At 43.1% G+C, this 15,172-nt stretch carries 9 protein-coding genes and 1 pseudogene; 6 read left to right on the forward strand and 4 right to left on the reverse strand.

The window, feature by feature from the left end:
- Positions 1 to 51 precede the first annotated feature (51 nt).
- Positions 52 to 1,497, forward strand: coding sequence for a sodium:solute symporter (locus tag PO830_RS02730; protein WP_272851999.1), 1,446 nt, complete (start codon positions 52 to 54; stop codon positions 1,495 to 1,497).
- On the opposite strand, the gene PO830_RS02735 is transcribed toward PO830_RS02730, so the two are convergent.
- Complete coding sequence (locus PO830_RS02735) at positions 1,468 to 1,827, reverse strand: CoA-binding protein (protein WP_272852000.1); 360 nt, start codon at positions 1,825 to 1,827, stop codon at positions 1,468 to 1,470. The two genes, PO830_RS02730 and PO830_RS02735, sit on opposite strands and share 30 nt — an antisense overlap.
- 362 nt (positions 1,828 to 2,189) lie before the next feature.
- On the opposite strand from PO830_RS02735, the gene PO830_RS02740 reads away from it, so the two are divergent.
- Both PO830_RS02740 and PO830_RS02745 read left to right on the forward strand, forming a co-directional pair.
- Positions 2,190 to 4,625 carry a TonB-dependent receptor domain-containing protein gene (locus PO830_RS02740; RefSeq protein WP_272852001.1) on the forward strand — a complete coding sequence of 812 codons (2,436 nt, stop codon included), beginning with the start codon at positions 2,190 to 2,192 and terminating at the stop codon, positions 4,623 to 4,625.
- Between the two features lie 257 nt (positions 4,626 to 4,882).
- The gene (locus PO830_RS02745; protein ID WP_272852002.1) at positions 4,883 to 6,394 is read left to right on the forward strand and encodes a Kelch repeat-containing protein; all 1,512 of its coding nucleotides are present in this window, start codon (positions 4,883 to 4,885) and stop codon (positions 6,392 to 6,394) included.
- An 84-nt stretch (positions 6,395 to 6,478) separates the two neighbouring features.
- Here PO830_RS02745 and PO830_RS02750 read toward each other — a convergent pair whose 3' ends face one another.
- Positions 6,479 to 7,486, reverse strand: a complete 1,008-nt coding sequence (locus PO830_RS02750) for a 3-oxoacyl-ACP synthase III family protein (protein ID WP_272852003.1) — start codon at positions 7,484 to 7,486, stop codon at positions 6,479 to 6,481.
- Between the two features lie 140 nt (positions 7,487 to 7,626).
- On the opposite strand from PO830_RS02750, the gene PO830_RS02755 reads away from it, so the two are divergent.
- Complete coding sequence (locus tag PO830_RS02755; RefSeq protein ID WP_272852004.1) at positions 7,627 to 10,086, forward strand: alpha/beta hydrolase family protein; 2,460 nt, start codon at positions 7,627 to 7,629, stop codon at positions 10,084 to 10,086.
- A gap of 162 nt (positions 10,087 to 10,248) precedes the next feature.
- Here the strand turns inward: PO830_RS02755 and PO830_RS02760 are convergent, their stop codons facing one another.
- Both PO830_RS02760 and PO830_RS02765 read right to left on the reverse strand, forming a co-directional pair.
- Entirely contained in the window at positions 10,249 to 11,556 is a 1,308-nt protein-coding gene (locus PO830_RS02760) for an ABC1 kinase family protein (protein WP_272852005.1), read from the reverse strand.
- The gene (locus PO830_RS02765) at positions 11,556 to 12,227 is read right to left on the reverse strand and encodes a TetR/AcrR family transcriptional regulator (protein ID WP_272852006.1); all 672 of its coding nucleotides are present in this window, start codon (positions 12,225 to 12,227) and stop codon (positions 11,556 to 11,558) included. The genes PO830_RS02760 and PO830_RS02765 overlap by 1 nt, the downstream gene beginning before the upstream one ends.
- Before the next feature lie 172 nt (positions 12,228 to 12,399).
- On the opposite strand from PO830_RS02765, the gene htpG reads away from it, so the two are divergent.
- Together htpG and PO830_RS02775 are read left to right on the forward strand one after the other, a co-directional pair.
- Complete coding sequence (gene htpG / locus PO830_RS02770; RefSeq protein ID WP_272852007.1) at positions 12,400 to 14,289, forward strand: molecular chaperone HtpG; 1,890 nt, start codon at positions 12,400 to 12,402, stop codon at positions 14,287 to 14,289.
- A 167-nt stretch (positions 14,290 to 14,456) separates the two neighbouring features.
- Positions 14,457 to 15,172 (forward strand): annotated as a pseudogene (locus PO830_RS02775) (hypothetical protein); the annotation flags it as partial.

The following is a 15,172-nucleotide window of genomic DNA, read 5'->3' on the forward strand; positions in this document are numbered from 1 at the left end:
ACCGATTTATAGGTTGTTAAAGTTTGTATTTTTGAGGAAATTCAACAATCCATGCAACCCATCCATATCCTTATTCTTATTGCTGCCTATTTTGGTGTGCTTTTGCTCATCTCTCATTTTACCAATAAGACGGGAAGCAATGATGAGTTCTTTAAAGCCGGAAGACAATCGCCCTGGTATTTGGTAGCCTTCGGAATGATTGGCGCGAGTTTAAGTGGCGTAACGTTTGTTTCGGTGCCGGGTTGGGTAGAAGCTTCTAAATTTAGTTACTTTCAAGTGGTCTTAGGGTATACGGTAGGATATGCCGTAATTGGATTGGTTTTGTTACCACTGTATTACCGACTCAATCTTACCTCCATTTACACCTATCTACAAGGTCGGTTTGGCAATCATTCTTATAAAACAGGTGCTTCGTTCTTCTTGCTCTCCCGCATTGTAGGCGCTAGTTTCAGATTGTATCTGGTTGCCATCGTATTACAAGAATTGGTGTTTGACGCGATGGGAGTAGCTTTCTGGGTGACCGTGTCCATCACCATTTTGCTTATTTGGCTCTACACTTTCCGCAGTGGGATCAAAACAATTGTATGGACGGATACACTTCAAACACTATTTATGCTGCTGGCGGTAGGGGTGGCTATTTACTTCGTTTCCGAAGAAATGGGACTCAATGCCGGGTCATTGTTCACCTTTATTGCAGAAAGTGATCTATCTCAAATGTTTTTCTTTGACGATTGGAAAAGCGGTGATCATTTTGTCAAACAATTCTTGAGTGGAGCTTTTATCGCTATTGTAATGACAGGCTTAGATCAAGACATGATGCAGAAAAACCTCACTTGTCGCAATCTCAAAGACGCTCAGAAAAACATGTTTTGGTTTACCTTGGTGCTTACGGTAGTGAATTTTATTTTTCTCACCTTGGGGTTATTACTCACCGTCTATGCACAACAGAACGGAATTGACGCACAGCGCGACACCTTGTTCCCAACAATCGCCGTGAACTCTGGATTAGGCCCCGGCATCGCCATTTTCTTTCTGCTCGGTTTAATTGCTGCCGCTTACAGTAGCGCCGACAGTGCCTTGACCTCCCTGACCACCTCTTACAGCATCGACATCCTTGAAATTGAAAAGAAGTATGCGCCTAAGGAACAAATTAAAATTAGAAAGCGCATCCATATCGTTATGTCGCTGGTGTTAATGGCAGTAATCATTTTCTTCAACTATGTAATTGGTGATGCTTCCGTAATTGCCAAGGTTTTCACCTTTGCAGGATACACTTACGGACCTTTGTTAGGACTTTATGCTTTTGGATTGTTTTCCAAACAACAGGTAAAAGATAAGTACGTACCAATTGTGGCTATACTAGCCCCTATTTTAGGAGGCATTATTAGTTATGTTTGCACCGCGTATCTCAGTTTTGATTGGGGCTTCTTTATCTTAATTCTGAACGGGGCATTGACCTTACTAGGTTTAGTACTGATTCGAACCCAACAGCACTAAGGTACACGCCACCTCAACCTCGATCTCTTCCTTCCGAAGTATTTCGAAGAACTCGGGGTTTTCGGTACCGGGGTTGAAGAGCACCCGTTCCGGTTTCAGCGAGAGAATATAGTCGTAATAAGGTTCTTGCCGCTTTGGGTTTAGATACAAGGTTACTGTATGTACGTCTTCAAAAGGAACAGATTCGGTTTCGATATCAACGCCGGCCACCACGCCCGCTCTCAAACCAATGGCTACCGTTGGGACATTTTTCGCCACCAATCGATTGATAGCCAAATGTGAATATCGTGAGGGCTTTAAGCTCGCCCCAAGTACTAAGGTCTTTTTCATGGCAATCGAAATTAGAGGATTCAAAAACTGCCTTTCATTAAAAGTATGTTAAAGTTTCAGCACGGTGTAACAATCCCTATGGAATTCCGTCTATAGAATAGAGATATTTCTAACTTTCTTCGCTGTGAAAATTTTTACGTTGATGGTTAGTGTTAATAATAGCAGTGAAGAAAATAGCCCGAGGTTCTAGACCTCGGGTTTTTTTATGCAAAAAACATTCCTTTTGCTGTAACAGAATTCGATTACAGGCGTCATAATTAGAGCGAGGTTATTTCTGCGGAATTCTGTCATCAGGAATTATGCTATACAAGTTACCTTGTTTTACATCATCAATCAGAAAACAATCAGTAATCAATCAAAAAATGAAACAGTTATCTTTATTTCTCCTATGCTTATGGAGCACCCTCACCTTTGCCCTCACCGAACCCGATCGACCCGGAACCATTTCTGGAACCGTTTTCGATAAGATTTTAGCGCAACCACTTCCCTACGTTACCGTAGTGGTAAAAGACCTACAAGGCAACACAGTAACCGGCGGCGTTACCAATGACGAAGGATACTTTCAGATTAAAGAAATTCCGGAAGGAAAGAGCCAGGTATCCATTACTTATATTGGCTATAAAACCTACCAAACCCAGATCGAGATCAAACGCGGGCAGCGCACTCTTGAAATGGGACGTATTCTGTTGGAAGAAGATGTGGCTGCCCTAGACGAGGTGGTGGTTACCGCCGAACGCACCACCATCGAACAAAAACTGGATCGCAAAGTTATTACGGTAGGAAAAGACCTTACTACTTCTGGGCCTACAGCCTCAGATATCATGAACAACTTACCTTCCGTAAATGTCGATCAACAAAGTGGCGAACTTTCCATGCGAGGCAATCAGAACGTTCGTGTGATGGTTGACGGAAAACTTACCAATGTTCCCGTGGCCCAATTGCTGAAGCAGATTCCCTCAACCTCCATCAAACAGATCGAATTGATCACCAATCCCTCTGCGAAATACAATCCGGAAGGCATGAGCGGTATCATCAATATCATTCTCCATAAAAATGTCAATATAGGTTTCAACGGAAACGCCAACGTGGCCCTTACCTATGAAAATCAGCCAAAGTTCAACAGCAGTATCGATATGAATTACCGCAACGGAAAATTCAATCTCTACGGAAACTGGGGACACAACACTTCCAAAAATGAGAACTACGGAAACATACGCCGCCCGGAAGATACGTCAGAACAGTTCTTCAACTTTTTAGATGATAGTCAGTCGAATTTATTTAAAGTCGGACTCGATTTCTACCTCAACGACAAAAACACCTTATCGTTCTTTACCAATCAAAATCTTTTCGAAGGAAGCACGCTGGGCAATGTCAATATTCTGTTTTATGAGATGCCAAGTCAGAATTTACAACAGCTATTCGATAATGAATCAGACAATCAATCGTCGCAGTACAACTTCGACTATAAATTGTTGTTTGCCAAAGAAGGGCACAATATTGAGTTGGAAGCCGATTACAATACCTTCGGGAGCGATGAACTCGCCAACTTCCAGTTCAACGGTGCTTCGTTTATTGATGACTACACCGACTTTGTAGCTACCGAACGAGATCGCTTAACCGTAAACCTCGACTATGTAAATCCGTTGAGTGCATCTGCAAAACTGGAAGCGGGACTTCAAGCGCGGCTCTTTCAGACGGATATTGACTATCGCTCTACGGGACAGACATTCAACAGCAACGGAGATTTGGTAGACACTCCAGACACCAAATTCGAATATGCCCGAGATATTTATTCGGCCTACGCCACCTACGGAAAGGAGTGGGAAAAATTTTCGGTGCAAATTGGTGCCCGTGTCGAACGCGTAGAAGTAAAAGCAGATACCAACAGCATTCGGGCGTTTACCAACAACTATGTACAAGTATATCCTTCGGCCTTTGTCACCTATACCCCTAGTGAACAAAACCAGTATCAACTGAGCTATAGTCGGCGTGTCGATCGTCCCGGCTTGAACCAGGTAAATCCAATTCGAGAGTGGGCTACGCCTTTGATATCTTCCTTCGGAAATACACAATTATTACCGCAATTTACCAACTCTATTGAAACCAATTACACCCGAAACTTAAAGAAAGGGAGTATTACAGCGGGCGTCTTTTTCCGAAGCATAGAAGACGAGATCAACAGAGCGCTTTTTATCGATAGAACCGATTTGAACAAAGTGATCTTGTCGTACGATAACTTTAGTAGCACGAGTGCTTACGGTTTTGAAATATCCAGTAATTACCGTCCGGCAAAATGGTGGAATTTCAATTTCAGTTTCGACCTGTATCAACAAACCCAAAAAGGAATTTCAGAACGTGTTGACAGCCCCAGCAGCAACCCAACGGTGGCAGACATTGTTTCAGAAACCATAGAAGTAGACAACCTGGCCTACAATGCTCGTATGATCAATAATTTTAAAGTGTCTGAAAAATTGACCTTATCTGCCTTTGGTTTTTACCGCGGAAAGAATCGCACCCTTCAATTTGACATCGACCCTATGTACTTTGTCAACATCGGGGCACGATATAGTTTGTGGGACGGACAGGGTACGTTTAGCATTAACTACAACGATATTTTTGACACCATGCAATTTGCTTTTGAAGGAAATCGTCCCTACGCACAAATTGGCGCTTTTAATTGGGAAAGCAATACAGTGAACGTTTCGCTGGCATATAGATTTGGAGGTGGAAAGTATCGTGCAAAATCTAGAAAACGGCGAGACGACAATGAAAAATCAGGCAGCGGCGGAATTTTCTAAGTAGGTGACGTTCAAAATGTTATTATAACGTTAAATACACCACCTCCATGCAACATTTGGCACATTTTTTAGTCTATATAATAGAACCTAAAAGTTCTTTATGATTTATTTGAATTAGCCATTCTACAAAATGAACCACTTTTTAGGTTAAGAAACCCCTCTCATGAGGGGTTTTTCTCTTTGAAGATACCCGGTATTGGGTATTTTGTGCGTCTTTATCTACCGCTACATTTGAACCCATAACCCAATCAATTTCAATGATGAAAAAACACCACTATATTTTTTTTACTGTATGCCTATTTTCGATAGTATTTGCTGCGCTTAGTTGTAGTTCGGATGACAATGATGGAATACCCGACCCTAATGATGACATGGGAACGGTAGATGATGATGGCATGTCTTCTGAAATCGAAGCAGCACAGCAAGCTACTACAACCGCTATTACAGGAGGCAGCTCAAGGACATGGCGCATAACAAGTGCGCAACTCACTAATTCGGGAGGCACTATTGATGTAAGTGATAATTTCAATATTGTGGACGACGAATTTATCTTTATCAGTAATGATATTGGAGGTACCTTGGAGTGGCGCCCGGGTTTTGCCATCAATCCTGATGGAACAAGCGCTCAAGATGTGGCTAACGATTACTACATAGCACCCGTGCAATATCCCTTTATTTTTGAGCCTGAAAGCAGCGACCAGCTTAACAGTATTGACGGGAATTTTACGTTCACGGTAATCGATGAGAATACAATCACGGGAACGATCGCCTATCCCGTGCGTGCTGCTGAAGGTATGCTGCAAATTACCATGGGTGAGAAAACAAGTGAAGACTATGCGGCCCCACCCACAGGAGGTTTGACCTTTAGTTCGTCATTGACGTTTGAATCTGGCGGTATTCGAGGTTTCGCTCCGGGAATGATTGGTTCCTACAGTGACAACAGTCTATTCTTTGTGACACGAGAAGATGGGTTGAATGATGGAACGGCTTCTCCCGAACGGATCATCAAGTTCAATCTAGACGAAGGCACGACCGAAGACAATTTGTATTTCAATGCAGATTTTGTTTCCAAACAATTACACATTATTGATAATGAACTCGTAGTAATTGGCGGACAAAATGTAAACACCTATCCATTAGATCTCAGTGGTGATCCTACCACCAACGCTCACGGATTACAAATTACGCGGCACGGGATGGCGGTACAAGGGGATGTTGCTTATATTATTGGTGGAGATCTTAACAACCCTCCTGTCAACGGGAATAAGGTGTTTGGCTATGATCTTACCACACAAACCACTGCGGAAGTGGCAACCCTCCCAGAGAATCGTTATGGAGCGAGAGCCTCTATCGTAAATGACAAGCTATATATTTTTGGGGGAACCGTAGATCAATTTGGTGAAACGGCTTTAAACACCCTCTATATCCAAGATTTTGCTTCCGGAAGTCTAACGACGGAAACCATGACGACCGGCGCCCATTACACTTTTGTAGATAAATTTGAAAACTTGATTTATGTAGCGGGTCAAATCGACGTTCGCGATGGTAGTGGAGTAATTGTTGGAAACGATTATTTTATTGGTGTGTATGACACAAATACGGGCACATACGAAGAAATCCCTACCAATTTAACGTCGGGTACCGAGTTCTTCACCATTCATGGGATGTGTATTTTTAACGGAAATATGTACATCATTTTCGGAGGTGTTGGTGAGGATAATGGTGGCGACTTCCCTGAGTGGGAAATTCTATCAGCGCCCATCAATTAGGTTGTTGTTAATAAGGAGTTGCTACAACTGGGGAGTTTTAGCAATTCGTGAAGTAAAGGTCGGTTTTGCCGGCCTTTATGTGTTTTACCATCGTATCATGGCGCTTCCCCAGGTAAATCCACTGCCAAAGGCAGCCAATACCAAAAGATCGCCCTCTTGTAGCTTTCCTTCTGCCCAGGCTTCCGACAGGGCTATTGGGATGGATGCTGCGGTTGTATTTCCATACCGTTGGATATTATTATATACCTTATCATCCGTGAGTTTAAATTTCTGCTGAATGAATTGCGAGATACGAAGATTGGCCTGATGCGGAATAAGCAGATCGATATCGTCTACCTGTAGGTTATTGGCCGTTAGGCCTTCCATAATCACTTCTGAAAAGCGCACCACCGCGTGCTTAAAAACAAATTGCCCGTTCATGTAGGGATAGTACGGAATGTTCTCCTGAGGATTTTCTTCGATGATTTCGGGTACCCAGTGTTCGGTACTTGGGCCTTGTAGGGCTAATTCGTCTTTGTGCTTTCCTTCACTGTGTAAATGGGTGCTCAAAATCCCTTTTCCCTCTTTGTCTGAACGAGAAAGGACCACCGCTCCGGCACCATCTCCAAAAATGACGGAAACCCCACGTCCTCGCGTAGTAAAATCGAGTCCGCCGCTGTGGTTTTCACTCCCAATGACCAAAATATGCTTGTACATTCCTGTCTTGATAAACTGATCGGCCACCGATAACGCATAGACAAAGCCGCTACATTGATTTCTAACATCTAGCGCAGGTATGGTGCGCATGCCCATCATTTCCTGAACTTGCACGCCTCCACCGGGAAAATACATATCCGGACTCAACGTAGCGAATACGATCATATCGATAGCATCTGGCTTCAAACGAGCACGCTCCAAAGCGATCTCGGAAGCCTTCACTCCCATGATCGAGGTTGAATTACCATCTCCCTTTTTAATGTGGCGGCGTTCTTGAATTCCCGTTCGCTCTTGGATCCAAGCATCGTTCGTATCCATTACTTTAGAAAGATCGTCGTTCGTCACCACGTTTTCAGGCACATAATGCCCTACTCCGCTAATTTTAGAATGATACATGTGTCAATATTTTGAAAGCGAGACAAGGTAACTAATAACTGTTAGTTGTAGAAAGAAATTGAAAGCATACGTTATGCATGCATAATACAAAGAATTGCATACCCCTATATTTTTGACTACCTTTTTTGAAAATTTTTCAGATGAAATTCTATGCTCTATTGTTTGTCCTATTCTGGACCGCTACTCCCCTCTTCGCTCAAGAAAAAACCGGCTATCAAACTCCTCCTGATGAAATTCTAGAATTGGTGGACGCTCCGTTGGCTCCCCGCGTTATTATTGATGATGCGGGCGTGAACGTGGTGCTGTTATATCGAGATCCGTATAAAAGTATCGCTGAACTTTCGGAAACTGAAATGCGTCTGGCCGGGCTGCGTATCAACCCCAAGACAAATATTGGAAGTCGCACCAATTACTTCAGTAATATCAAGGTTAAAAAAGCTACAGATCAAGTGGCGAAGTCAGTTTCCGGCTTACCCAACACCCCTCGACTTAGTTATTTTAACTGGTCGCCCGATCAGTCGAAGATCGCTTTCTTGCACACTGCTGAAGAGGGCGTTGAGGTTTGGGTGCTCGACATCCCAACTGCCAGTGCCCGCAAACTTTCAACTTCATATGTAAACGCTAATATGGGAGACCCTATTAATTGGTTTGAAGATGGAAACGCGCTTCTGGTTAAAATGCTTCCGAAGAACAGGAAAGAACTTATAAACACTGCCGAAGCGGTTCCGGAAGGCCCTACCATTTCGGTAAGTGATGGATCTAAAGCACAAAACCGAACGTATCAAGATCTACTGAAAAATCCAAATGATGAAGCCAACTTTGAACAATTGGCGGTTTCAGAGTTAATCCGACTTACATTAACGGGCAGCGCCACACAGTTTTTACCCGAAGCGATGTACCGAAACGTTACCTTTTCTCCCGACGGAACCTATGTGCTCGTAACTGCTACCGAACGTCCTTTTTCGTATATCGTACCCTACTATCGCTTTCCCTATACGCAAACAGTGTATAACGCAAGTGGTGAAAAAATACATGCCGTAAATACGGTTCCTTTGGACGAGGTACGCCCTAAAGGGTTTATGGCGACACGTATGGGCAAACGCAATATGGGTTGGAGAAACGATCGACCGGCCACCTTGTATTGGGCTGAGGCGCTTGACGGAGGGGATCCGGAAACGGAGGTGCCTTTTCGCGATGTGGTTTATGAAGTGGAAGCACCATTTACCGGCAAGGGTCGTCAGGTATTACGAACCATCAATAGATTTTCGGGAATCGTGTGGGGTGACGCCACACATGCCATCGCCTACGATTACTGGTGGAACGACAGAAACACCAAAACCTATCTCTTCAATCCTCAAGACGGATCTCAAGAACCCGTTGTATTATCCGATCGCAACTATCAAGATCGCTATAGCGATCCGGGGGAGTTCGTGACGACCAAAAACGACTATCACGAATCGGTGCTAGCGTTAGATAATGGCACGGCCTACATGATGGGTGATGGATATACGGAGGAAGGTCAGTTTCCGTTTATCGACGCCTTAGATCTGAACGATCAAAAAAAGAACCGTTTGTATACTTCAGCATATACCGATAAGAAAGAAACGCTATACGACGCGATCGACATGAAGCAAGGAAAAGTATTGGTGCGTATTGAGTCGCCCAATGAATATCCCAACTATTACTTCAGAAATATAAAAAGAAAAAATGCGCTCACACCGGTAACGTCCTTTGAAAACCCGTTTAAGAGTCTTCAAAATGTTCAGAAGCAAGTAATTACCTACACCCGAGAAGACGGATTAGAATTGGAAGGAACGCTCTACCTGCCGGTAGGCTATGATACCGCTAAAAAGGAGAAAAAACCTATGATCTTATGGGCGTACCCCAGAGAGTTTAAGGATAAGAGCAGTGCTTCGCAGAATACTACCAATCCGAATGAGTTTATTTACCCCTATTATGGGAGTCCAATTTACTGGGTTACCCGCGGGTATGTCGTCTTAGATGATGCTGCTTTCCCGATCGTTGGAGAAGGAGATGAAGAACCCAACGATACCTTCCGCACCCAATTGGTAGCGAATGCTAAAGCGGCCATTGATGCTGTGGATGCGTTAGGATATATTGACCGAAATCGCGTGGGAGTAGGCGGACACAGCTATGGAGCATTTATGGTGGCTAATTTGTTAAGTCATAGTGACCTGTTTGCTGCCGGAATTGCGCGTAGTGGTGCTTACAATCGAACCTTGACCCCTTTCGGATTTCAAAGTGAGGAACGCAGTTATTGGGATTCTCCGGAAACCTACTATCGCATGTCACCGTTCATGCATGCCGATAAGATGAAAACGCCGTTGTTGTTAGTCCACGGAGAAGCCGATAATAATTCGGGTACCTACCCGCTTCAGAGTGAGCGTTATTTTAACGCGTTAAAAGGACTGGGGGCCACTGCCCGCCTTGTGATGTTACCCAAAGAAAGTCATGGATACCGCGCGAAGGAGAGTATATTGCACCTGTTGTGGGAACAAGACCGATGGCTCGAGAGGTATGTGAAGGGGAACAGTAATGGTTCGGAGCTAAAGACGACCACACCTATGAAGAATAAATAGTTGCTTCTAAAATATGGCTAATGAGAAAGGGATTGTCGTTTGACAATCCCTTTCTAAAACAACCTAACCAATAAAATAATAGATAACTACTTTTTCACAGCAATTATATTTAAACTATTACTACAGCTAATATACAAAATGTTTAATAAATTGACAAAATAGTTAAACATAATTTTTATATTCTTTTATGTTGATGTGAGCACCCAGATCGTTGAGCAGATTATAGAGCCCGAAGAACGTTCTATTGATATATAAAAAGTGTTTCGACCCTCTATTTCCATTCATCTTGCGTAAGGTAGTATCTTTCGAATATTTGTCGCTAAGCGCGGCAATCTTTCCGAAGAAGACCGAATCCGAAAAATCGAACGTGTCGTTGTGAAAAGGCTGGGTAAAAAGGGAAAGCATTTCATGAAACAACTCGGTAAAGTACGCTTGTTCTTCGGCGCTATCTGACGGTTTTAATATTTCCAAGGCGAACATCTTCTCTCGAAAGATGCTCGGATCGTTGATGTTTTCTGGGTCAGCCAGCTCGAAATACGGCGTGTAAAATTCGTCGGGTACTTGTTTGACACAACCAAAGTCGATCGCGATCAATTCGTGATCTGAATTCACCAGAAAGTTTCCTGGATGCGGATCGGCATGTACTTGCTTTAATTCGTGCATCTGAAACATGTAAAAATTCCAAAGCGCCTGCCCTACTTGATTCGCCGCCTGTATGTCTTCATTCTCTCGAACAAACTGTGAGAGGTGCACTCCCTGCATCCAATCCATCGTAAGGATACGATCGTTTGAATATGCTTCGTAGTATTTTGGAAATCGAATATGAGGTATGTTCGCGCAGGCTTCAGTAATATACGTGCTTTGCTGAAGTTCTAATTCGTAATTGGTTTCTTCCAGGAGCTTTCCCTCAATTTCTTTAAAATATTTTTCAGAATCCTTTCCCTGAAGGTTAAACATCTTGATCGCCACGGGTTTTACCAGGGCCAGATCGCTGCTGATGCTGTTGGCCACACCGGGATATTGAATCTTAACCGCCAACTTCTTTCCGTCTTTAGTGGCTCGGTGCACCTGACCGATACTTGCGGCTGCCACCGATTCTTTTTCAAAGGTATCGAAGAGGTCTTCGGGAGCTTGACCAAAATATTTTAGGAAGGTCTTCCGCACCAAAGGTGCCGAGAGCGGAGGTACACTAAATTGTGCCAATGAGAACTTTTCGACATACTGCTTTGGCATTATGTTCTTTTCCATGCTTAGCATCTGCGCCACTTTCAACGCGCTCCCTCTCAAACTTTTTAGTCCGTCGTAAATATCCGCCGCGTTGTTTTCATTAAGGCGATCTTTAGTAACTTCAGGATTCACCAATTTTTCGCCATAATATTTAAGATAATTGCCCCCTACTTTCACGCCGGTTTTTACCAGTTTACTCGCTCGGGATATTTTTCCGGTAGGAATGGAATCAATTGACTTCATTAGCGCAGGTTATTTTTCCATAAAAATTTTCCAAAGTCCACAACACTTTCCAGAGGTGTGGTTTGAAAAACATCAAATACAGCACGTACCGACTTCTCTATGGCCATATCAGTTTTTTCAAATTCAGGAGAGCTATCAGACAACCAGTACTTCAGCAAAAACAGTGTCTGCAACCAGGCTCCTTCTGAAAATACGGACACGGGTTGATTCAAAAACTTCAGGTTTTTTTGTTCGTTGTCTTCCGCTATTAGCGTTCCGGCAAAATCCTTCACCCGCTGTCGCAATCCTTTTAGTTGTACTCTGTATTCCATAAGGTCGCCGCGCTTCGGAAGTGTCATCAACACATAACTACGATTAGCGGTCAACAACTCAAAGAAGGTATAAAAGAAGGTGAGCATCTTTTCTTGGTTGTTGAAGTTCTCGTATTCAGGCTGTTTTTCAGCCAGTCGCATGGATTCTTCAAAAAATGTATTCCAAATAGCCTCCCGAAGTCCTTCAAAAGAACCAAAGTACTGGTAGAAGTTGGACTCATCAGACTGTTGCTCTTTAGCAAATTTGTACACACTGGTAGGCGTGTTCTCGGTCTCTAAAAGATGCGTCATATACGCATCGAACCATTGCTTCTCGGTTAATTTTTTCGCTTTCTTTTTTGTGGAAGTGGTTGCGCTCATGATTGTAAATTTTTGATAAACAAAGATAATGATTGTTTAATCTATGTTTTACTTTATTAAACAAAACTTGTGTTAAAGTTACGAGCTAGAGATTCTGACAAGCTGTCAGCCATTCTGGAAATGGTATTTTATTTGAACTACTGCGAGCAGAACATAAACTTTACAATATATTATGAGCAAAGGAACGATAAACGTATCGGTGGAGAACATTTTTCCGTTGATCAAAAAGTTTTTATACAGTGATCACGAAATATTCTTACGAGAGTTAATCAGTAACGCAACAGATGCCACTCTCAAATTAAAGCATTTAACCAATATTGGAGAGGCTTCGGTGGAATATGGAAATCCCACCATTGAGGTAAAAATCGATAAGGATAATAAGACCCTTCACGTAATTGACCAAGGAATTGGTATGACAGCGGAAGAAGTGGAAAAATACATCAATGAAATTGCCTTTTCAGGAGCCGAAGAATTCATTGAAAAATATAAGGATAAGCAGGGAGAGGATGCCGGAATCATTGGTCATTTTGGTCTCGGGTTTTACTCAGCTTTTATGGTGGCCAGCAAAGTAGAAATTATCACCAAAAGTTATAAGGATGAGCCTGCCGCCCATTGGGTGTGTGATGGATCGCCAAAGTATTCGCTAGAGGAAAGTGATAAAACTGAACGAGGCACCGAAATCATTTTGCACATTGCAGAAGATGAGACCGCGTTTCTGGAAGCATCGCGCATTCGTGAACTACTGACGAAGTATAACAAATTTATGCCGATTCCGATTAAATTCGGAACCAAGACCGAAACCTTGCCAAAACCGGAAGACGCGAAGGAAGAAGATCCGGCTCCGACGCGCGAAGTGGATGACATTATTAACAATCCAACTCCGGCCTGGACCAAGCAACCTACAGAGTTGGAAGAAACCGATTATAAGAATTTTTATAAAGAGCTCTACCCGATGCAATTTGAGGAGCCTTTATTTCACATCCACTTAAATGTTGATTATCCGTTCAACCTTACTGGAATCTTGTACTTTCCGAAAATGACACAGGATGTGAACGTTCAGAAGGACAAAATTCAGTTGTATCAAAATCAGGTATTCGTTACCGACAACGTCGAAGGGATCGTACCCGAGTTTCTTACCATGCTTCGCGGGGTGATAGACAGCCCAGACATTCCACTTAATGTGTCGCGTAGCTATCTTCAGGCCGACGGTGCCGTGAAGAAAATATCGAGTTACATCACCAGAAAGGTAGCCGACAAACTCAAAAGTCTCTTTGCCGATAATCGCGAGGATTTCCAAGCAAAGTGGGACGATATTAAAGTGGTTATTGAATACGGAATGCTTACGGAAGATAAATTCTTCGACAAAGCCCAAGACTTTGCACTATACCCAACCGTTGACGGTTCGTATTATACCTTTGAAGAGCTGGAAGAAAAACTGAAAGCTGCTCATACCGACAAAGATGACAAATTAGTACTATTGTATGCTTCCAATAAAGAAGAACAGCACAGTTATATTGAAACAGCGAAAAGTAAAGGGTATGAGGTGCTCTTACTCGATTCTCCCATCGTATCGCATCTACTTCAGAAGTTAGAAACCAGTAAAGAAAACATCTCCTTTACGAGGGTGGATAGCGGACCGATGGACAGTTTAATTAAAAAAGAGGAAGAAACACTGTCAAAGCTTTCCGAAGAAGAAAAAGAAACCCTTCAAACCACGCTGAAGGAACTTATTGCGGAAGAAAAATTCACCGTACAACTGGAAGCTATGGACAGCGATGGGCAACCCTTTACCATCACCGAACCCGAATTTATGCGCCGCATGAAGGAGATGCAGCAAACTGGCGGTGGCGGTATGTTTGGAATGGGAAATATGCCCGAAATGTATACCTTGATCGTGAATACCAATCACGATCTGGTCCAACAAATCTTGACAACGAAGACGAAAAAGAAGAAAGAACGACTGGTGAATCAAGCCTTAGATTTGGCCAAGTTGAGTAGAAATCTGCTCAAAGGGGAAGCATTAACCGAATTTATCAAGCGCAGTTATGAGATGATAAAATAGTAGTAACATACTGACTTTGAAGCCGCTCAAACGAGCGGCTTTTTTATTTCGTATTCGTTTTATAAATTTTTACAAAACTTTAATACTTATCCTTACGCCAACGCTCGTTAAAGCCATATTTTTGAGGGAATTTTAACGAATCCCTTTATTTAATTTATTAAACATTTATGAAAAAAATTACTTTTTCTATTTTATTAATGTTTGCTGCTTTTGTGTGTCACGCACAATCGGTGTTCATTAATGAATTGCATTACGACAACGCTAGTACGGATGTCGGCGAATTTGTAGAAGTCGCCGGACCTGCTGGAACTGATCTTTCTACCTATTCTATTGTACTTTACAATGGAAGTGGTGGTACGAGCTACAACACTACCGGCCTTTCTGGAACTATTGATGATGAAGGCGGAAGTGGTTTTGGCGCTGTTTCTTTCCTTATTTCTGGAATCCAGAACGGAGCCCCTGACGGTCTTGCGCTAGTTGATGGCGGTACTGTGGTTCAGTTTCTTAGCTATGAAGGTTCTTTTACAGCAACCGACGGGCCGGCTAACGGAATGAACAGTACCGACATTGGAGTGTCTGAAGACCCTGCACCTGCTGCGGGCCAGTCGCTTCAATTAACGGGTACAGGAAATATGTATTCTGACTTTACATGGAACGCTCCTGCCGCGGAATCTCCCGGAGACATCAATGCCGGACAAACGTTTATGGCTGCTATGGGAATGCCTCCTGTTATTTCATGTCCTTCTGACGTGATGGCCGACACCGATCCGGGTGTGTGTAACGCAGTAGTAAACTTTGCAGATGCAGTTGCCATCGATCCTGATGGAGGAACGGTAACCGTAACGCAGACCATGGGCCCAACCAGTGGTTCTATGTTCCCTAC

The organism is Altibacter sp. HG106, assembly GCF_028561755.1.
In the GTDB taxonomy this organism is placed as follows: Bacteria; Bacteroidota; Bacteroidia; order Flavobacteriales; family Flavobacteriaceae; genus DFVG01.

What these genes read in the sequence shown, in the direction of transcription:
- PO830_RS02735 (WP_272852000.1), bottom strand. Translation starts at nt 1,827, where the DNA reads ATGAAAAAGACCTTAGTACTTGGGGCGAGCTTAAAGCCCTCACGATAT.
- PO830_RS02755 (WP_272852004.1), top strand. Translation starts at nt 7,627, where the DNA reads ATGAAATTCTATGCTCTATTGTTTGTCCTATTCTGGACCGCTACTCCC.
- PO830_RS02750 (WP_272852003.1), bottom strand. Translation starts at nt 7,486, where the DNA reads ATGTATCATTCTAAAATTAGCGGAGTAGGGCATTATGTGCCTGAAAAC.
- PO830_RS02740 (WP_272852001.1), top strand. Translation starts at nt 2,190, where the DNA reads ATGAAACAGTTATCTTTATTTCTCCTATGCTTATGGAGCACCCTCACC.
- PO830_RS02765 (WP_272852006.1), bottom strand. Translation starts at nt 12,227, where the DNA reads ATGAGCGCAACCACTTCCACAAAAAAGAAAGCGAAAAAATTAACCGAG.
- PO830_RS02745 (WP_272852002.1), top strand. Translation starts at nt 4,883, where the DNA reads ATGATGAAAAAACACCACTATATTTTTTTTACTGTATGCCTATTTTCG.
- htpG (WP_272852007.1), top strand. Translation starts at nt 12,400, where the DNA reads ATGAGCAAAGGAACGATAAACGTATCGGTGGAGAACATTTTTCCGTTG.
- PO830_RS02760 (WP_272852005.1), bottom strand. Translation starts at nt 11,556, where the DNA reads ATGAAGTCAATTGATTCCATTCCTACCGGAAAAATATCCCGAGCGAGT.
- PO830_RS02730 (WP_272851999.1), top strand. Translation starts at nt 52, where the DNA reads ATGCAACCCATCCATATCCTTATTCTTATTGCTGCCTATTTTGGTGTG.